This is a genomic window from Sphingobium sp. MP9-4 (assembly GCF_005281675.1).
Classification (GTDB): Bacteria; Pseudomonadota; Alphaproteobacteria; order Sphingomonadales; family Sphingomonadaceae; genus Sphingobium; species Sphingobium yanoikuyae.
Map to the genome: position 1 here is coordinate 30404 of NZ_LUFI01000014.1, position 20601 is coordinate 51004.

Annotated in this window: 12 protein-coding genes; 6 read left to right on the forward strand and 6 right to left on the reverse strand. The window is 65.8% G+C overall.

The window, feature by feature from the left end; translation table 11 throughout:
• Positions 1-32: 32 nt before the first annotated feature.
• On the forward strand, positions 33-3032 hold the full coding sequence (locus A0U87_RS02975; RefSeq protein WP_048937537.1) for a sensor histidine kinase: 3000 nt from the start codon (positions 33-35) through the stop codon (positions 3030-3032).
• A 3-nt stretch (positions 3033-3035) separates the two neighbouring features.
• Here the strand turns inward: A0U87_RS02975 and A0U87_RS02980 are convergent, their stop codons facing one another.
• Entirely contained in the window at positions 3036-4199 is a 1164-nt protein-coding gene (locus A0U87_RS02980) for an MFS transporter (protein WP_048937536.1), read from the reverse strand.
• A 13-nt stretch (positions 4200-4212) separates the two neighbouring features.
• Positions 4213-5247, reverse strand: coding sequence for an aldo/keto reductase (locus A0U87_RS02985; protein ID WP_048937572.1), 1035 nt, complete (start codon positions 5245-5247; stop codon positions 4213-4215).
• A gap of 88 nt (positions 5248-5335) precedes the next feature.
• Between A0U87_RS02985 and A0U87_RS02990 the strand changes: the two genes are divergently transcribed.
• From A0U87_RS02990 to A0U87_RS03005, 3 genes are all read left to right on the forward strand, one after another.
• Positions 5336-6259 carry a LysR family transcriptional regulator gene (locus A0U87_RS02990; RefSeq protein ID WP_137405209.1) on the forward strand — a complete coding sequence of 308 codons (924 nt, stop codon included), beginning with the start codon at positions 5336-5338 and terminating at the stop codon, positions 6257-6259.
• A gap of 168 nt (positions 6260-6427) precedes the next feature.
• Positions 6428-8965, forward strand: a complete 2538-nt coding sequence (locus A0U87_RS03000; RefSeq protein ID WP_048937535.1) for a TonB-dependent receptor — start codon at positions 6428-6430, stop codon at positions 8963-8965.
• A gap of 11 nt (positions 8966-8976) precedes the next feature.
• A complete protein-coding gene (locus tag A0U87_RS03005; RefSeq protein ID WP_122927909.1) occupies positions 8977-10629 on the forward strand; it encodes an alkaline phosphatase D family protein in 1653 nt (550 codons plus the stop codon).
• Positions 10630-10680: 51 nt separating this feature from the next.
• Here the strand turns inward: A0U87_RS03005 and A0U87_RS03010 are convergent, their stop codons facing one another.
• The 4 genes from A0U87_RS03010 to A0U87_RS03025 form a co-directional block, all read right to left on the reverse strand.
• Entirely contained in the window at positions 10681-12189 is a 1509-nt protein-coding gene (locus tag A0U87_RS03010) for a CRTAC1 family protein (protein ID WP_048937534.1), read from the reverse strand.
• A 19-nt stretch (positions 12190-12208) separates the two neighbouring features.
• Positions 12209-13510, reverse strand: a complete 1302-nt coding sequence (locus A0U87_RS03015; protein WP_048937533.1) for an MFS transporter — start codon at positions 13508-13510, stop codon at positions 12209-12211.
• Between the two features lie 110 nt (positions 13511-13620).
• Complete coding sequence (locus tag A0U87_RS03020; protein WP_048937532.1) at positions 13621-14622, reverse strand: FecR domain-containing protein; 1002 nt, start codon at positions 14620-14622, stop codon at positions 13621-13623.
• Positions 14582-15181, reverse strand: coding sequence for an RNA polymerase sigma factor (locus A0U87_RS03025; protein ID WP_080993572.1), 600 nt, complete (start codon positions 15179-15181; stop codon positions 14582-14584). The genes A0U87_RS03020 and A0U87_RS03025 overlap by 41 nt, the downstream gene beginning before the upstream one ends.
• A gap of 317 nt (positions 15182-15498) precedes the next feature.
• Here A0U87_RS03025 and A0U87_RS03030 point away from each other — a divergent pair, with 317 nt between their 5' ends.
• Both A0U87_RS03030 and A0U87_RS03035 read left to right on the forward strand, forming a co-directional pair.
• Positions 15499-18216, forward strand: coding sequence for a TonB-dependent receptor (locus tag A0U87_RS03030; protein WP_234415618.1), 2718 nt, complete (start codon positions 15499-15501; stop codon positions 18214-18216).
• A 79-nt stretch (positions 18217-18295) separates the two neighbouring features.
• The gene (locus A0U87_RS03035) at positions 18296-20383 is read left to right on the forward strand and encodes an acylase (protein ID WP_234415619.1); all 2088 of its coding nucleotides are present in this window, start codon (positions 18296-18298) and stop codon (positions 20381-20383) included.
• Positions 20384-20601: the final 218 nt, after the last annotated feature.

Below are 20601 nucleotides of genomic sequence, written 5' to 3' on the forward strand. Positions count from 1 at the left end.
TGGAGGGGGCGAGCGTCCCTCTAACGGGGGGCTTGTATCGCATCGGCCCGCAGCGCTACGGCTGTCGGTTCCTCCCGCCCCAAGGCCCCCATGTCGCGACCGAGCAGAAGATCATGAAGCGCCGGGCGATCATCACGGCGAGCGCGGCCATGCTGCTGGCCCAGCCGGGGCAGGCGCTGGACCCGAGCCAGTCGATCAGCCAGTTGCGCCACAGCCGCTGGACACTGAAGGACGGAGCGCCGGGCAATGTCCGTGCGCTGGCGCAGGGCAAGGACGGCTATCTGTGGCTGGGATCTTCGACCGGCCTCTACCGCTTTGACGGCATCCGGTTCGAGCGCATGCTGGCCGATCGCGACGACCCGCGCCGATCCTTGCAGGTCACCGCCCTGCTGGCGGCGCGCAATGGCGACATCTGGGTCGGCCATGATTTCGGCGGCATCGCCCTCTATCGCGACGGCCATCTGCGCGATGCCAATCCCTGGCCGGCGCAGGGCGGCGTCGCCGGCATCGTGGAGGCGCGCGACGGATCGATCTGGGTCGCGGCGGAAGCCCGCGGCAAGATGCTGCTATCGCGTTACCAGCATGGCCGCTGGCGCCGCTATGGCGCGCAGCAGGGCCTGACCGACGGCATGATGGGGCCGATGCTGGCCGCGTCGGACGGCAGCCTCTACCTCGCCTTGCCGCCGCACCTGCTGCGGCTGGCGCCCGGTGCCGCGCGCTTCGCCCCGCTGGCGATGCAGGTCGCCCCCTTCGCCGCGCTGGACGAGGACAGGGCGGGCCGGATATGGCTGGCGGACGACAGCGGCATCCGGCCGATTTCCGGCGGGCAGGCCGCGGCCCGGCTCGATCCCGTCAACACCCCCTATGTCACCCGCCATATCCATGTCGATCGCCAGGGCACGGCCTGGATTACCGGTCAGAATGGCGGCCTGGCGCGGCTTCCTGCGGGCGGCGACAAGGTCGAGGCCGCGGCCGGGCACATGCCGCTGTCGCTCGCCGCGCTGGAGGACCGGGAAGGCAATATCTGGGTCGGCACCGAGACCGGGGTGGAACGCTATGCCGCCGCCAGCCTGATCGGCGCGGGCGAGGAGGCGCTGGTGACCGGCTTCGTCGCGCCGGCGCGATCGGCCCATATCTTCTATGCCGGTATCGGCGGCGTCTATCGCGTCGGGCCGGGCCAGCGCCAGCCCCGGCTGATCTTCCCGCGCGCCGACATTGGCGTGCTGTGCGGCGACGACCGGCAATTGCTGGCGATCAGCCTGGAAGGCGCCTTCTTGCTCGACCTGGACGACCGCGGCGATGTCCGCCGCACGACGTCGGTCGAAGGGCCGCTGTCGGTCAGTTGCGCACGCGACGATCGCGGACAGTTCTGGACCGGGATGGACCGGCTCTACCGGCTGGACGGCGGGCGGCTGGTGCCGGCGAGCGGCGCGGCGGGGCAGCCGGGCGGCACCATCACCCTGTTGCGCGCCGATGGGCATGGCGGCCTGATCGCCGGGCGCAGCCGGCGCGGGCTGCTGCGCATTCGCGATGGCGAAGAGACGGCGCTGCTGCCCGCCGGGACCAGCCCGATCGGGTCGATCCTGACGTTGCGCGCGGATGGCGAAAGCTGGCTAATCGGCGGGATGAAGGGGCTGGCGCGCCTGAAGGGTGGCCGGTTGCAGTCATTGGGCGAACGCACCCATCCTTATCTGGCCGGGATTACCGGCATCGCCCGCACCGCCGATGGCTGGACCTGGATCAACGGTGCAACCGGTATCGTGCGGATGCGCAGCGATGCGCTGGACAAGGGCCTTGCCCAGCCCGATCGCCCCATCCCCTATCAGCGGGTCGGCCAGGAAGCCGATTATCGGGCGCGATCCAACCTGTTCGAGGCGAACGACATCGCCCTCGATCGCGACGGCCAGCTCTGGTTCGCCACCGATCAGGGTCTGGCCTGGAGCGATCCCGCCCGGCTGGCCCGCAATGGCGTGCCGCCGCCCGTGGCGATCCGGTCGCTGCGGGTCGATGGCAAGGCCTATCCGCTGGCCGCGGGCCGCATCGCCCTGCCCGCCCATAGCGGCCGGGTGCAGATCGACTATAGCGCCCTCAGCCTGACCGATGCGGCGCAGAACCGTTTCCGCTATCGGCTGGAGGGCAGCGGCACCGGCTGGTTCGATGCCGGGACGGAGCGGCAGGCGCTCTATACCAATCTGGCGCCCGGCCAATATCGCTTCCTTGTGATCGCGGCCAACAATGATGGGGTATGGAACAGGCAGGGCGCAGCGCTCGCGTTCGAGATCGCCCCAGCCTTCTACCAGACGCGCTGGTTCCGCATCCTGTGCATCAGCCTGATCCTGCTGGCCGGCTGGCTGCTCTACCGCCGGCGCCTGCATGTCGTGACCGAGCGGGCACGCAGCCGGGTCGAGGCACAGTTGACCGAGCGCGAACGGATCGCACGGGAACTGCACGACACGCTGTTGCAGGGGTTCCAGGGGCTGATGCTGCGCTTCCAGGCGGTGGTCGAGTTGCTGCCGCGCGGCGAACGCGCCCGCACCGAGCTGGAAGGCGCGCTCGACCGGGCCGAGGATGTGCTGGTCGACAGTCGCGAGCGGGTCCATTCGCTGCGACAGGCATTGCAGCCGGTGGCGATGGCGGTCCGTCTGCGCGCGCTGTTGGACGAGATGGTCGGCGACCGGCTGGACTGGCGCGTCGAGGAGGCCGGCACCGTGCGGCTGGTCTGCGCCCCGGTCGCCGACGAGATGATGCGGATCGCGCGCGAGGCGATCAGCAACAGCCTGCGCCATGCGGCGGCGCGGACCATCATCGTCGAGCTGCATCATGGCACCGACCGGCTGTCGCTGGCGATCATCGATGATGGCATCGGCCTGTCCGCAGCGGTGCTGGCGGCCGGATCGCGCGAAGGCCATTATGGCATGGTCGGCATGCGCGAACGGGCGCAACGGATGGATGGCGCGGTGGAGATCATCTCCACCACCAGGACCGGCACGACCATCCGCGTGACCGTGCCGGCCCGTGTCGCCTATCTGTGAGCGTCAGGCGGTGGCGGCACGCGGCGCGCCGCTGCGGCGGCTGAGCAGCAGCGCGATCAGCCCGAGGCTGGACGCAGCGGCCCCGGCGATCGCGACGAACGGCAGGTTCAACCCAGCGGCGATCACAGCGCCGCCCAGGGCTGCGCCGATCGCATTGCCCAGGTTGAAGGCGCCGATGTTCATCGAAGACGCCAGATTGGGCGCATCGGCCGCGGCGCTCATCACCCTCACCTGCAGCGGCGGCACCAGCGCGAAGCTGGCAATCCCCCACAGGAAGATCAGCACCGCCGTCGGCCCGGCAAAGGGCATGGCAAAGGCGAAGGCGATGAGGATCGCCGTCAGCGCAGCAAGCGTCACGATCAGCGTCCTGTCCACCGACCGGTCGGCAAAGCGCCCGCCCAGCCAGTTGCCGATGGTGAGGCCCACGCCATAGAGGACCAGCATCGCCGTCACGAAGCCGATCGAGCCATGGGTCTGATCGCGCAGGATCGGCGTGATATAGGTGAAGACGGTGAACATCGCGCTGGCGCCGACCACGGTAAGGCCGAGCGCGGCGAGCACCGGCCCGCGCATCAGCACGCGCAGTTCGGACCGTGCATCGCCCTCGGTCGGGGCCGGCATGTCGGGCAGGGTCAGGCGCAATGCCGCGATGGTGAGCACGCCCAGCGCCGCGATGCCCCAGAAGGCCGCACGCCAGCCCATGACTTCCCCCGCCCAGGTCGCCAGCGGCACGCCGACGACATTGGCGATGGTCAGCCCCATGAACATGGCGGCGACCGCGCCCGCCTGCCGCTGGGGCGGGACCAGGCTGGCGGCGACGATCGATCCGACGCCGAAGAAGGCGCCATGGTTGAGCGAGGTGATGATGCGCGCGAACAGCAGCATCGCATAGCTGGTGGAGAGCGCCGCGATCAGATTGCCGATGGTGAAGATGGCGGCGAGGCCGATCAGCAGGGTGCGGCGCGGCAAGCGGCCGGTGGTCAGCGTCATCAGCGGCGCGCCCAGCATGACGCCGATCGCATAGGCGCTGATAAGCAGGCCGGCGGCGGGGATGGAGACGCCAAGATCGGTGGCGATGACGGGCAACAGGCCCATCGGCGCAAATTCGGTGACGCCGATGCCGAAGGCACCGGCCGCCAGCGCGAGCAGCGGTGGATTGATCTTCATGATGCTCCTCCCGTCAGACAAGCGGCGGGTTCAGCCGGGCGAAACCGGCCTGTTGGTGATAGGGGGCGTGGGGATAGGCCGGCATCTGGTAGCTGGCCCGGTCGAGCCGGGCGACCTGATCGGCGGTCAGCGACCAGCCGACCGCACCCAGATTCTGGCGCAACTGTTCCTCGTTGCGGGCGCCGATGATGACCGACGACACGGTCGGCCGCTGCAACAGCCAGTTGAGCGCGACCTGCGGCACCGTCTTGCCGATTTCCGCCGCAATTTCGTCCAGCGCATCGACCACGCGGTAGAGATGCTCCTCCTCCACCGGCGGCGCGAAGGCGGCGGTCTGGTGGAGGCGGCTGCCCTCCGGGATCGGGCTGCTGCGCCTGATCTTGCCGGTCAGGCGGCCCCAGCCGAGCGGGCTCCACACCAGTGCGCCGACGCCCTGGTCGGCGGCGAGCGGCATCAGATCGGCCTCATAGGCGCGACCGATCAGCGAATAATAGACCTGGTGCGCGACGAAGCGCGGCCAGCCATGGCGATCCGCCACGTCCAGCGCCTTCATCAACTGCCAGCCGGGATAGTTGGACACGCCGACATGGCGCAGCTTGCCGGCACGGACCAATTGGTCGAGCGTCGCCAGCAATTCCTCGACCGGGGTCGACGCGTCGAAGGCGTGAAGTTGCAGCAGGTCGATATGATCGGTGCCAAGGCGCCGGAGCGCGGCTTCCACGCCGCCGATCAGCCGGTCGCGCGATACGCCCCAGTCATTGGGACCATCGCCGGTCGGCAGGCCGAGCTTGGTCGAGATCAGAAGCTGATCGCGCCGTCCCCTGATCGCCGCGCCCAGCACCTCTTCGGACGCGCCGTTCGAATAGACGTCGGCAGTGTCGAACAGGGTGATGCCGGCTTCGAGGCAGATGTCGAGCAGCCGGCGCGCCTCCTGCGCGTCGCTGTTGCCCCAAGCGCCGAACAGGGGCCCTGAGCCGCCGAAGGTGCCGGTGCCGAAACTGAGCGCCGGCACGCGCAGGCCTGACGCCCCCAATTGCCGATATTCCATCGTCATCCCTTTCCATTCCGTGATGCACGCATAAATGGAAGGCAGGACTCCCCGCGTTTAGAGGGCCGCAAGGCGAAGGATCTTTGCAATGGATGAAAAGATACCCTTTCATGCCGATCGGGCGCGGGCGCTGGAAACCTTTGCCACCGTGGTGGCCGAGGGCAGTTTTTCGGCCGCCGGGCGATTGCTGGGCCTCACCCCTTCCGCGGTCAGCCGCGCGGTCGACCGGATCGAGGATCGGCTGGGGGTGCGGCTATTGCTGCGCTCCACCCGCGCGCTGACGCTGACGGCGGAGGGGCAGGCCTATCTGGCCAGCGCGCGCCGCATCCTGGCCGACCTGGACGAGGCGGAACAGACGATCGCCGATCGCGGCGCGCCGCCCGGGCGGCTGCGGGTCAGCGCCGCCCATTCCCATGGCCGGCTGTGCATCGTGCCGCTGCTCGGCGAATTTGCCCAGCTCTATCCGCACATATTGGTCGACATCAGCCTGAGCGACCGGCTGGTCGACATTGCCGGCGGGCAAGCCGATGTCGCGATCCGCTTCGGGCCGCTGGCCGACAGCCCGCTGACCGCCCGCAAGCTGGGCGAGAATGGCCGCGTCATCGTCGCCTCCCCCGCCTATCTCGCCCGGCATGGCACGCCGGTCGTGCCGGAGGATCTGCACGATCATAATTGCCTGAACTTCAATTTTCGCCGCGCCGAACCGGTCTGGCCCTTCCGCAAGGACGGGCGTGACTATGCGCTGAGCGTGCGCGGCACGATCGAGGCGAATAATGGCGAAACGCTGGGGCAGTTGGCGGCCGATGGCGTCGGCATCACGCGGGTCGGCCGGTTCAGCGTCCAGCCCGAACTGGCGTCGGGCGATCTGGTGCCATTACTGGAAGACTATAATCCCGGCGATATCGAGACGATCCATGCCGTGTTCCTGGGCGGCACCAATGTGCCGGCACGGCTGCGCGTATTCGTGGACTTCCTCGCGGAACGGCTGACGCGACCTGTATTGGTGGCCTGAGCCAGGCGGCGCCTATATATCCCCGCGGCGGACCAGTTGCCGGCTGATCCGGGCTGGTGCCAGATGGCGGCAGAGCGCGTCCAGTGCTGCCGTCATATAAGCTGCGCATCACTGTCATGCGCGCTTCATACTCCCCTCCTACCCGAGCGCCGAAAGGGGAGAAATATCATGCACTTCCGTTCTCTAGCTCTCGCTGCCATCAGCCTGCCCGTTTTCGCTACGGCAACCGCCCATGCCGAAACGCCCGATGCCGCCCCAGCCGATTCGATCATCGTCACCGCGCAGCTGCGCGAACAGGATCCTATCGACGTGCCGATGGCGCTGAGCGTCGTCGGCAATGAACAGATGGACCGTATGGGCCTTTATGAGTTCGATGCGCTGTCGCGCTTCGTGCCGGGTTTCGACGTCCAGAACCAGTCGCCCAACAATCCCGGCTTCGTGATGCGCGGCATCACGTCGGATAGCGGCACCGCCAGCAACGAACCGCGCGTGTCGGTCTATCAGGATGGCGTCTCCATCTCCAAGTCGCGCGGCTCCTATGTCGAGTTGTTCGACATAGAGCGGGTCGAGATCGCCAAGGGGCCGCAATCGACCCTCTATGGTCGCGGTGCGCTGATCGGCGCGGTCAACATCATCCAGAACAAGGCGCAGCTCGACAATATCGAAGCGGCAGGTCGGGTCTCCTATGGCAATTACAACAGCTGGCTGACCGAGGGCATGGTCAACGCGCCGATCGGCGAGGGCATGGCGATCCGCCTGGCCGGCCGCATCCGCAAGCGCGACGGCTATACCGAAAATCTGCTGGGCGGCGCCGACTTCAACTCGGCCGACACCAAGGCGGTGCGCGGCAGCTTCCATGGCGAGAAGGGCGATTTGAGCTTCGACCTGATCGGCAATTATCAGAAGGACACGCCAAACGGCACCGGCTTCAAGTCGATCGCCTATAATCCGACCGATCCGGCTACCGGTGCCGTGATCGGCGATCGCAGCCGCAACAGCGGCGCCGCGCTGGCAGCGGCCGATGGCTTCGAGGGTGGCAAGGGGCTGGGCCTTGATCGCCAGGTCTGGGGCGTCACCGGCATCGCCAGGCTGAAGCTCAACGACCAGTTCAACCTCACGTCCACCACTGCCTTCCGCCGCTTCGACGCGCTGGAAATCTTCGACGCGGACGGCATTTCCCTGCCGATGCTGACCGCGGCGGAAGATGCGCGCGGCCGCCAGTTCAGCCAGGAATTCCGCCTGACCTATGACAGCGGCCCGATCACGGCATTCCTGGGCGGCAGCTATTTCTGGGAAAATGGCACGCAGCGCGTTCCCACCCAGTTTGACGAGCGCGCCACCCTCGCCCGGCTGGCCGGCGCGCTGAACGGCGGCGGTGCTATCCCCGGCCGCGCCGCCACCGATCCGGTGCCGGCCGCCCTGCTCGCCAGCCCCGCCTTCACCGGCGCGCTGCTGCAGGGTGTCGCCAGCGCCTATGGCGTCAGCCTGTCGAGCGCGCAGGCCCAGGCGATCGCCGCCAACCTCAAGTCCAACCATCTCGAAAGCACCACCAATGGCGCGCGCACCCGCGCCTTCGACCTGTTCGGCGACGTGACCCTGCGCCTGTCCGACCAGTTCGAGCTTGGCGGCGGTCTGCGCTACACCCATGACGACAAGCGCAGCACCTATATGTCGTCGGTCGACAATGGCCGGTCGATCCTGGGCGGGCTGATCGGCGCGCTGAGCCAGCCGGCGGCGGTGCGCACCGCGCTGCTGCAGGCGCTGGCCGTGCCCGGCGCGGCGAACATCCCGACCTCGGCCGCCTATCCGGTGCCGATGTTCGGCCTCGGCGCCCAGCCGACCGCCGGCAATGGCGGGGTCGACAGCGACACGCTGCGCAATGGCGGCTTTTCCTGGCGCCTGACCGCCCGCTACAAGCCGGGCACCGACACCAGCCTCTATGCCACCTATGCCCGTGGCCGTCGCCCGCAAGTGCTGGCGGCCAGCGCGCCGTCCGCGCCGATGGGCGCCACCCGCTTTTCCGTGCTGGACTCCGAAACGGTCGACAGTTTCGAACTGGGCGCAAAGACCGCGCTGATGAACCGCACCCTGTTCCTCGACGGGGCGGCCTTCTTCTACCAATATGATAATTTCCAGACCACGGTGCAGCAAGGCACGCAGTTCGTCCTGACCAACGCCGGCAAGGCGGAAAGCTATGGCTTCGAAGGGCAGATGCGCTGGGTGCCGAGCGATGTGCTGACCTTGTTCGCGACCTATGCCTATAATCACAGCCGCTTCAAGACGGGCGTGCGCGACGGCAACCGCTTCCGCCTGTCGCCCGACCATAGCGCGTCCTTCGGTGCGCAGGCGTCCCTGCCCGCCGGCCCCGGCCGCATCGTCTTCACGCCCAGCGTCACCTGGCAGTCGAAGGTCTATTTCGACGATGACAATGACCGCCCGGACCTGCAGCAGCCGCCCGCCGCTCTGGTCGCCGACACTATCCAGGACGAATTTCAGGGCAGCTATGCGCTGGTCAATGCGCGGCTTGGCTATGAAGCGCCCGGTGGCGCCTGGCGGATCGAGGGCTTCATCGAGAACGCCTTCGACAAGAAATATATCATGGATGCGGGCAATACCGGCGACAGCCTGGGCATGCCGACCTTCATCGGTGGTGCGCCGCGCTTCTATGGCGTGTCGGCCAGCTTCCGCTTTGGCGGTGCGCAATGAGCGAGGACAGCATGAAGCTTGACCGTCGCGCGGCGCTGGGCCTGATCGGCTCGGGCGCTGCCCTCCCCGGCATCGGCATGGCGGCGACACAAGCCGCCGCCAGCTTCGTCCATGGCGTGGCCAGCGGCGACCCGACCGAGCGCGGCGCGATCCTGTGGACCCGCGTCACCCCGGCCGACCCGGCGCAGCAGGCGGCGATCGCGCTGCGCTGGCATGTCGCCGAAAGCGCCGGCGGCAAGCCGGTCGAAAGCGGCACGGCGCAGGCACGCCCCGCCCGCGACTTCACCGTCAAGGTCGAGCCGCGCAGCCTCAAGGCCGGCCATGACTATCATTACTGGTTCGAACTGGCGGACGGCACGCCATCGCCGGTCGGCCGCTTTCGCACCCTGGCCAGGGGTGCCGCGGCCGATGCCGTGCTGGCGGTGGTCTCCTGCCAGCTCTACCCCGGCGGCTTCTTCACCGCCTATGACTCGATCGCCGCGCTCGACCGGATCGATGCGATCGTGCATCTGGGCGACTATATCTATGAATATGGCGCCGACGGCTATGGCGCGGAGATCGGCCAGAAGATCGGGCGCGGGCTGGAACCCGCGCATGAGATCGTGACGCTGGCCGACTATCGCACCCGCCACGCCCATTACAAGGGCGACAGGAGCCTGCAGGCGGCCCATGCCCGTGCCGCCTTCATCTGCGTCTGGGACGATCATGAAACCGCGAATGACAGCTGGATCGGCGGCGCGGAAAATCACCAGCCCGCGACCGAGGGCGACTGGGCCAAGCGCAAGGCGGCCGCGATGCAGGCCTATTTCGAATGGATGCCGATCCGCGATCCGCAGGGCAATGATCCCTGGGAAGCGATCAACCGCCGGTTCGACTTTGGCGATCTCGCCACCCTGCTGATGGTCGAGACGCGCCTGCTCGCCCGCAGCGAACAGGCCGGCTTCAAGGGCGAGACGCCGGGCCGATCGGAAGTTGCGGCGGTGCTGGCCGAACGCAACCGGCCGGACCGCGAGATGCTGGGCGAGCCGCAGCGCGCCTGGCTGGAAAAGGAACTGGCCGCGTCGGTCAAGGCCGGCACGCCCTGGCAGATATTGGGCAATCAGGTGGTGATGGCGCGGGTCAACGGCCCGGACCTTGCCAAGCTGTTCGGCGCGGAGAAGGCCGCGGCGATGGTCGCGACGCTGGAACCGTCGGTGCGGGCGCAGGTGGAACTGGCGCAAGCGGGCTATCGCGCCGGCCTGCCGTTCAACCTCGATGCCTGGGACGGCTATCCGGCCGCGCGCGAGCGGCTCTACCAGAGCATCCGCCGGGCCGGCGCCCATCCGCTGGTGCTGGCCGGCGACAGCCATGCCTTCTGGGCCAATCAACTGGCCGACGCACAGGGCAATGCCATCGGCGTGGAATTTGGCACGTCATCGATCAGCAGCCCGTCGATCGGCGACATGCTGCCGAAAATGCCGATCGGCGACCTGCTGCAACAGGCAAGCCCGGAGGTCGCCTTCTGCGACCAGCGCGCCAAGGGCTATATCCTGCTGACGCTGACACGGGAAAAGGCGACCGGCGACTATATCGCCATGTCGACCATCTACGCCCCCAAAGCGGAAGCGCGCACGCTCAAGCGCTTCTCGCTGCCAGCGGGCGCCACCCGGTTCGACGCGACCTGAAAGCGTCGGGGGCTGCGGATGCCCTGCCCGCAGCCCCCGACCTCGCGAGACTTACCGCTCCCTGATGACGAGCGATTTACCCGCATATTTCGCCGGATCGACGTTCGGCAAGGTCTGGATCTTGCGCCCCTTGCGGCTCATCCAGGTGACTTCGACCTTGACCGCATCCGTGGTTTTCAGGCCGAAATGCAGAGGCGCCGCATTTTCCGAATTATAGCCGTCGCCCGTCGACAGCTGTCGCGTGGCCAATATCTTGCCGGCCTTGTCATAGAGGCGCACTTCCGCCCCCATGCGGGTGAAACGCCCCTTCGCGTCGAGCAGTGTAACCGACAGGCTGCGCCTGGCCGCTGCCCGGTCCAGATCATTGTGGAACAGGAAATGGCCGCCCTGGCTGGTATAGCCACGCATCACCGACAGATCGAGCGCACCGTCCCGGTCATAATCGACCCATTGCACGCCATGGTCGCCGACATTGAGCTGCGACGTTTCGGCCAGAACCTGGCGGAAGCCCTTGCCCGCTTCATTATGGAAGAGGCTGTCCCTGGGCTGCTGCTGGTCGCGCGGGCCATGATAGGAGGTGACATAGAGGTCGAGATAGCCGTCATTGTCATAATCACCCCACACCGCGCCGACGGCATGATTGTCGATGCCGACCCCCATCTCCTTGGCGACGTTGGTGAAGGTGCCGTCGCCATTATTATGGTAGAGCGCATTCACGCCATAATTGGGCACGAACAGATCAAGATAGCCGTCATTGTCATAGTCGCCAACGGCGCAGCCGACACCGCCTTCCTCCTTGGAACGGCCCGGATTGTCCAGGCCCAGTTCGGGCGCGACATCGGTGAAGCTGCCGTCGCCATTGTTGCGCCACAGCGCATCGGCCGCGCCTGACTGATTGGCCAGGAAGACGTCCAGAAAGCCGTCGCGATTATAGTCGAACCAGCAGGCGCCCACGGTCGGCCGGCTATCCGACACGCCGGTGCCGGCCAAGACCTGCACGAACTTGCCCTTGTCGTTGCGATAGAGGCTGTTGGGGCCGATGCGATTGGCAGCATAGACGTCGAGGTCGCCGTCATTGTCATAGTCGACCCAACTGGTCTGGCGCGCGGAACGGTTGGGGATGGTCAGCCCCAGTTCGGGCGCGACATTGGTGAACTTCCTGCCGCCTTCGTTGCGGAACACAAGGCTCTGTTCGCCCGGCATGGTCGCCCCGCCCAGCAGGTCGATCCAGCCGTCGCCGTCATAATCGCCCCAGGCGACGCCGCGCATTTCCGGGCCGGATGTGGGAAGTCCCAGTTCCGGCCCGACGTTCACGAACGTGCCATTGTCATTGCGATAGAGGCGGATATCGCCCCCCTTGAGCGAGACAACGAGATCGAGGTCGCCATCATTCTCGAAGTCGGCCCAACTGTTGGACAGGGATCCGGCGATGGCGAAATCGCCCGGCTGTATGGAGGTGAAGGGTGGCTCGGCAGGCGGTGCCGCATCCTGCGCCGTTGCCGGCTGGCACAGCAGCATCAGCGGCAGGATATGGCAAAGCGTCCGGTTCAGCGATGGCATGGATATTCCCCTCTTTCTGTCAGATTTGGCTGGTTTTGCGCGTGTCGGGCATGCGCAGATAGACGATCAGCGACACCGCGATCATGGCGGTGACGTACCAGTAGAAGCCGTCTTCCATCCCGGCATGCTTCATCCAGAGCGCGGCATATTCGGCGGTGCCACCGAACAGGGTGTTGGCCAGTGCATAGGGAAGGGCGACGCCCAGCGCTCGGATATTGGCCGGGAACAGCTCTGCCTTCACGATCGCGTTGATCGAGGTGTAGCCGGTGACGATCACCAGGCCGCCCAGCACCAGCAGGAAGGCACCGAAGGAGGAGGTGACGCGTTCCAGCGCCGTGAAGATCACAGTGGTGAACAGGACGCCGCTGATGCCGAAGCCGATCAGCAGCGGTTTGCGGCCGATGCGATCGGACAGCCAGCCGGCCATGGGCTGCAACAGCATGTAGATGAACAGCGCCGACGCCATGATCGCGGTCGCGGTCTGGCGGCCGAAGCCGGCGCTGTTGACCAGGAATTTCTGCATATAGGTGCTGTAGGCATAGAAGGCGAGCGTGCCGCCGGCGGTGAGCGCCATGACCAGCAGCACTTCGCGCGGATGGCGGCGGATGAGGTTGAGGCCGCTGGAGCGGGGCTGTTCGCTGACCGCCGCGCTTTCCTCGAAGGCTTCGGTTTCCTTGAGGCCCCGGCGCAGGCGATAGACGCCGACCGCCATCACTCCGCCGATCACGAACGGCACGCGCCAGCCCCAGCTTTCGAGCTGATGTTCGGTGAGGAAAAGCTGGAGCAGCAGCAGGACGCAGAGCGCCAGCAACTGGCCGGCGATCAGCGTCACATATTGGAAGCTGGAGAAGAAACCGCGTTGGTCGCTCTGCGCCATTTCCGACAGATAGGTGGCGCTGGCGCCATATTCGCCGCCGATCGACAGGCCCTGCATCAGGCGCGCGAGCAGCAGCAGGGCCGGCGCGGCGACGCCGATGCTGGCATAGCCGGGGATGGCGGCGATCATCAGCGATCCGCCGGCCATCATCATGACGGACAGGGTGAGACCCGCCTTGCGCCCCCTGCGGTCGGCATAGATGCCCATCGCCCAGGCGCCGATCGGCCGCATCAGGAAGCCGACGGCGAAGATCGCCGCGGCATTCAGCAGTTGAGCGGTGCTGTCGTCCGACGGGAAGAAGACCGGCGCGAAATAGAGGGTGAAGGCGGAATAGACATACCAGTCATACCATTCGATCAGATTGCCGATCGATCCGCCAAGGATGGATTTCAGGCGATCCTGGCGGGAAAGACTGGCTGGGGAGAGAGACGCAACATGTTCCATCCCCGTTGATACGGACGGCCCGGTGCGTTCTGCTAAAAGGCTGACTAGAAAATGCGCGGAAGAGCGCATTTTCGATACGGATGCGCCAGAGGCGCATGCCCAGACAGGCTCTAACTGCCTTCGGCGGACACCAAAATTATCGAATTGTCGCTGCCCGGAACGGCGCGGATGCCGAAGCCGCTTTCGAGCGCGTCGACGAAATCCTGCGACCGGTCGAGGCGGAAGGCACCGCCGACCCGCAGGCTGGCGATCGCCGGATCGCCGATCACCAGCGGGGTGGGGCGATAGCGGTTGAACTCCTCAACCGCCTGGGCGAGCGTGTCGCCCTCGAACTCGACCATGCCCGCCTGCCAGGCGGTGCGCTGCCGGATCTTGGCCGGTTCCAGATGGGTGACAGCGATGCTGCCGCTGCGCACGGCGGCGCTGCGCCCGCTTTCGATCCGACGGACGGCGGAGTCGCCGTTGCGGACCGCCACGATCCCCTCGATCACGGTCAGTTCGGTGACATCGGCGCGCAGGCGGACGTTGAACATCGTGCCCACGGCGCGCACCAGCGTCCCGTCGGCATTGACGATGAAGGGCCGCTTCTTGTCATGCGCGACGTCGAACTGCGCCTCGCCCTTCAGCAGGGTGATCTGCCTGATGTCGTCGCGCAGGGCGACCTCGACCGAGCTGTTGGTGTTGAGATGGATGCGGGAGCCGTCGGCTAGCTGCACCGTGCGGGTTTCGCCCAGGGCCGTGCGATAATGATCGACCGTGCCGAGCAGGCGCAGCGCGACGGTGGAGGCGACGCCGATCGCGGCGGCTGCGGTCGCCAGGCCGATGAGCAGGCCACGCCGGCCGACCAGGTGCGGCCGGATTTCGGCAACGGGTTCTTCCGGGGCGGGATCGTCGGGCAGCGCGATTGCGGGCGCTGCAGGTTCGTCCCGCTGGCTGGCGGGCAGTTCGTTGAGCCGCTCGGTCAGTTCCCAGCCGGCCTCCGCCTTGGCAAAGGCGAAACCATGGGCAGGGTCCAGCGCCACCCAGGCATAGGCGTCATTCCAGTCTTCCGGGGCGTCGCTCGCCCGCGCCTTAAGATACAGACGAGCCGCTTCGGCCTCGATCGCCTGCATGTCCTCCGCGCTTCTGTAGCGACCAACCAAATCCAGAACCCTCAAACTGTCCGATGGCTTGCATTATCTTCACAGCCGCGCGCGTCAAATGCTTGTCCACTGTAAAGACGGATAGCTGCATCTCCTCTGCTATCTCCTTGACCGATTTCTCATGGACCCGGCGCAGGATGAAGGCTCGCCGGCATTGCGCCGGCAGCGTGTCGAGAATGGCCTGGAGATGGCGCAGCTCGTCGCGCGCGTGCAGCGCTTCCTCGGTCGAATTGTCGGTCTGGAGCACGTCGAGTTCGGCGACCAGTTCGAGCGACACGATCTTCTCGCGCCGGGCCTCGTCGATCAGCAGGTTGCGCGCGATCTGGAACAGGAAGGCCTTGCCGCTCTGTGCGCGGTGAATGTCGCCATTCGCATAGGCGCGGGTCATGCATTCGGCGACGATGTCATCCACATCCTGGCGGTGGGACACCACCCGGCGCAGGCGGGAGCGCAAGGCGCCCTCATGGGGCAGGATGGCCTGCTTGAACCAGTCCAGCCTTGCCCTGATCGAGTCCACGTCCACAGCCACGCTTGTCCCCCTGTGCTTATCATTCTCCCCTCCGGCGCGCCCGATCCGGCGCTGCGTCGAGGCAGTGCCAGACCGATAGCGAAGGCCCCCTCGTCACAAAAATGAGATATTTTTAAGCGTCGTTAGCAGAAACGCGATCGGCCTCCGTATCCACCACCGAAGGGCAAATAATTTCGCAGCCCAATCATTTCACGGGGGATATGATGTCGCGTAATTTTCGGAACGTTTCTCTGTGCGCGGTCGCAACAGTTGTTGCCCTCAGCACCCAGTCGGCGGCAGCCGCGGAGCCGGCGAAATTCAAGATTCCGGCCCAGTCAATGCAGACGGCGCTGACGCTCTTCGCCAAGCAGTCTGGCATCCAGCTTCTCTTTCCCTATGATCAGGTCGCCGGCCTGCATGCCCAGTCGGTCAACGGCAAGATGGCGCCCGATGTCGCGTTGCAGCGGCTGATCGCCGGATCGGGGCTGAAGATCACGCTGTCGAACAACAATGTCATCGCCCTGTCGCTGAGCGCCCAGGCGCACAAGAGCCGCGCCGTCGAAGTCGCGAGCCTGGGCATCACCGCCCTTCCCTTCGCGATGCAGGCCAGCGCCGCGCCACAGGCCAGCACCGCCGCGGCCGAGGAAGCCCCCGGCCCGGCGATCGTCGTGACCGGATCGCGCGGCCAGGCCCGCACCGTGACCGACAGCCCGACGCCGATCGACGTCATTTCGGGTGCGGATCTGACCCGCACCGGCAAGGCGGGCGTGTTCCAGGCGCTCAACACGCTGGTGCCATCCTTCAACCTGCCGGTGCGGGCGGGCGGCGCCACCTCCACCGTCATCGCAACCGGCGGCCTGCGCGGTCTCAATCCCGACCAGGCACTGATCCTGGTCAACGGCAAGCGTCGCCACAAGACCTCGCTCATCAACGCGGTGTCGACGCTCTACAACGGCTCGGTCCCGGCCGATCTGGACATGATCCCGACCGCCGCGGTCGATCATATCGAAGTGCTGCGCGACGGTGCCGCCGCCCAATATGGGTCGGACGCCATCGCCGGCGTCATCAACATCATCCTGAAGGATGACAGCAGCGGCGGCTCCGCCAATTTCACCGCCGGCCAGAATTTCGACCGGTCCGATGGCGAACTCTACCAGGCCGACCTCAATTTCGGGATGAAGCTGGGCGAGAACGGTTTCGCCAACCTCTCGCTCAACCTCAAGAAGCAGGAAATGTCGAACCGGGCGCAGCCACTCGCCGACTGTTCGGTTACGGCCACCACCACCTGCCTCTATCCGCTGGTGAACGGGCAGCTCGATCCGCGCGACGCAGCCGCAGTCGGCACCGAACGCATCGTCACCACCAGCTATGGCGTCATGCCCTCCCGCAGCATCAATACTGCGCTCAATGCCGGATATGATCTGGGCGGCGTCGAACTCTACGCCTTCGGCACCTACAGCCAGCGGCGGTCGGACCTGTGGTACAGCTATCGCTACCCCAAGGACATCAACAATGTCATGGGCATCTACCCCAACGGCTATCGCCCCCATATCATGATCGACGAGGAGGATTTCGAACTCACCGTCGGCGCGAAGGGCGAAGTCGCGGGCTGGGACTGGGACTTTTCCACCGGCTATGGCCGCAATCGCGCCCGCCAGTCGTCGGAAGGCACGCTCAACCCCTCGCTGGGCACGCTCAGCCCCACCGAATTCTATATCGGCACCCTCAAATCATCGGAGTTCGTCACCTCGCTCGACGTGACCCGCGGCTATGATGTGGGTGGCGGCAACCTGCAGGTGTCGGCCGGCGCGCAGCAGCGCCATGAACGCTACCAGACCTTCGCCGGGGATGAGGCCAGCTATGCCGTAGGCCCGGCGATCGTGTCGGGCATGACGCCGGGCGCGCAAAGCTCGGCCGGCTTCCAGCCGGGCGACGCGGCCTATATGTCCCGCGACAATGTTTCGCTGTATGCCGACGTGGCGTGGGATCCCAACAAGGATATCACGATCGGCGCCGCTGCACGCTTCGAACATTATGACGATGGCAGCGGCAACACGCTGATCTGGAAGGTCAATGGGCGCTATGCCGCGACCGACTGGATCGCCTTTCGCGCGGCCGCCAATACCGGCTTCCGGGCGCCCGCCGTCGCCCAGCAAATCTATACCCAAACCACCAACCAGTTCCGCACCGTCAACGGTGTTCCCAACCAGTTGCTGCAGATCAAGACTCTGGCCGTCGACGATCCGGCCGCGATCGCGCTGGGCGCCAAACCGCTCCAGCCCGAAACATCGTTCAACATCTCCGCTGGCGTGGTGCTGACCCCGCTGCCCAATTTCAACCTGACGATCGATGCCTATCAGATCGACGTGGATGACCGCATCACCATCACCAGCACCCTGACCGGCACGGCGATCTCCAACATCCTGATCGCCAGCGGCGTACCCGAAGCGGAGGCGCGGACGCTGACAGCGCAATATTATACCAACGCGATCGATACCCGTACCCGCGGCATCGACGTCGTCGCATCCTACAAGCATGGCCTGTTCGACACGGTGAACATGCAGTGGAATCTGGGTTTCAACTACAACAAGACCAAGATCACCCACATAATCGACAATCCGCCCGAACTGGCCGCGCTGGGCAGCGACTATGTCCTGTTCGATCGCGCGCGTCGCAGCAACATGACCAACAATCTGCCGCGCACCAAGCTGTCGATCAGCAACCTCGCCACCATGGGCGACTTCACCCTGTCGTCGCGCCTGACGCGCTTCGGCGGCTTCAAATCCTACCAGAACGGCGTCACCAGCAATGGCGTCACCACCTATCCGAATGATCGCAGCTATGGTGCCAAGTGGATCACCGACCTGGAGGCCAGCTGGCAGGTCACGCCACTGGTCAACATCGCGATCGGCGCGAACAATATCTTCAACGTCTATCCCGACAAGAACCAGGCCAGCGACGTCAGCGCCACGCTGGGCCAGGGGCTCTATGCCGGCACCTCGCCGATCGGGTTCACCGGCGGCTTCTATTATGGCCGCGTCGGCCTGAGCTTCTGATCCATCACCGACCAAGGCGCCGCTTCGCACGGGGCGGCGCATTTTCTGCACTGACGGGAGAATGATGGCGATGCGCCATATGACGATCTGGCTGGCGGCCCTGGCTGCTTCCTCCGCGATGACCGCCTCGGTAGCGGCCCCCTCCACCCGTTGGGGCGGCGGCGAAATATTATGGGACAGTTTCGGCGTGCCCCATATCTACGCAAAGACCGAGGAAGGCGGCTTCTACGGCTTTGGCTATGCCCAGGCCCAGAGCCACGGCAACCTGCTGTTGCGCATGTATGGCGAAAGCCGCGCTCGCGCTGCCGAATATTGGGGCGAAAAATATGAGAGCCAGGACAAATGGCTGGTCGCCAATGACGTGCCGGCCCGCTCCGCCCAGTGGTTCAGACAGCAGACGCCGCAAATGCAGAAGAATCTCGAAGCCTTTGCAGCCGGGGTGAATGCCTATGCCGCCGCCCATCCCGACAGAATCGCGCCGGAAGTGAAGGTCGTGCTACCGCTCCGGGGCGTCGACATCATCGCCCATGCCCAGCGGCTGATGAATTTCGGCTATATCGCATCCGACCGGAAGGTGCTGACCGATCCGTCGATCAACGAGGCGGGCGGCTCGAACGCCTGGGCGGTCGCGCCTTCGCGCTCGGCCAGCGGCAAGGCGATGCTGCTCGCCAACCCGCATCTGCCCTGGGCGCCGAGCCAGCTTACTTATTATGAGGCACAGATCACCGCGCCGGGCCTGGCCATCTACGGCGCGACACAGGTCGGCCTGCCGGTGTTGCGCTTCGGCTTCAACAATGATCTTGGCTTCACCAACACCGTCAACACGATGCAGGGTTTCACGAGCTATAAGCTGGTGCTGGAAGGCGATGGCTATCGCTTCGACGGCAAGACGCTGCCGTTCGATACGGTGACGAAGAGCTACAAGGTCAAGCAGGCGGACGGCACGCTGAAGAGCGTCAGCTTCGAACAGAAGAGCACGGTCCATGGCCCGGTCTTCACCCTGCCTGACGGCAAGACGACGGTCGCGCTCAAAGTCGCCGGCCTCGACCGGCCCGGCGTGCTGGAGCAATATCTGGAGATGGGCAAGGCGCGCGACTGGGGCGCGTTCGAAAAGGCGCTGCGCAAGATGCAGGTGGTGATGTTCAACATCATCTATGCCGACCGCGCCGGCCATATCCTCTATCTCGACAACGGCCTGCTGCCCAAGCATGCGAGCGGCGACCTCAAATATTGGTCGGCGCCGGTGCCGGGCGATACCTCGGCCACGCTGTGGAAGGATGTCCACAGCTATGACGACATGCCCAAGCTGCTCGATCCGGCCACCGGCTTCGTCCAGAACGCCAATGATCCGCCATGGCTGGCGACCTGGCCCCGCGCGCTCGATCCCAAGAGCTTCCCTGCCTATGTCGCGCCGGTCGGGCCGATGAGCCAGCGGGCACAGATGTCGGTCAAGCTGATGAGTCAGACGCCCAAGATCAGCTTCGACGATTTCGTGTCGCGCAAGCTGACCACCACCTCGCTGATGGCGGAACGGATGCTGCCCGACCTGCTGGCGGCAGCCGCCGGATCGAACGATGCCGATGTGCAGGCGGCCACGGCATTGCTCAAGGGCTGGGACCACCGGTTCGAACCCGACAGCCGCGCTGCGCTGCTGTTCGAAACCTGGGCCGGCCTCTTCGCGCCCAAGAATTTCACCGACCAGTCCAACTATGCCGTCAAATGGACGCTGGATGACCCGCTGGAAACCCCACGCGGCCTGAAAGACCCGGCGGCGGCCGTCGCCATGCTGAAGGAAGCGGTGGCGAAGACGAAGCAGCTTTATGGGGCGATCGACCGGCCGTTCGGGGAGGTTTCACGCTTCCATATCGGCGATGTCAGCGTGCCGGCCAATGGCGGCTTCGGCAATACCGGCGTGTTTCGCACCATCACCTGGGGGCCGATGAAGAATGGCGAGCGCACGCCAGTCCATGGCGAGACATGGGTTTCCATGGTCGAATTCGGCACGCCGATGAAGGCCGTCGGCCTGATGAGCTATGGCAATAGCAGCCAGCCCGGTTCCCGGCACAATAGCGACCAGTTGCAATTGCTGGCCGACAAGAAGTTCCGCACCCTGTGGATCAGTCGTGCTGACGTGGAAGGGCATCTGGAAGAGAAGACCGCGTTCTGACAAGCAGCGCGCGCCGGGGTGCAGGTGCTGCATCCCGGCGCGCGCGAATGGATGCGGCTGTGCTGCATCACGCAGGCACAAAGCCGCTCCCCTTTTACCCCTCTTCGCCCATCAAAGCCTCGTCGTCGCAACCCCGCGTTGCGGCTCAGTGATGCGCACTCCCCCTGCCCAGACCGCTCGCCATCCGAAAATATGACCCTCAACGCATATTTGCGTTG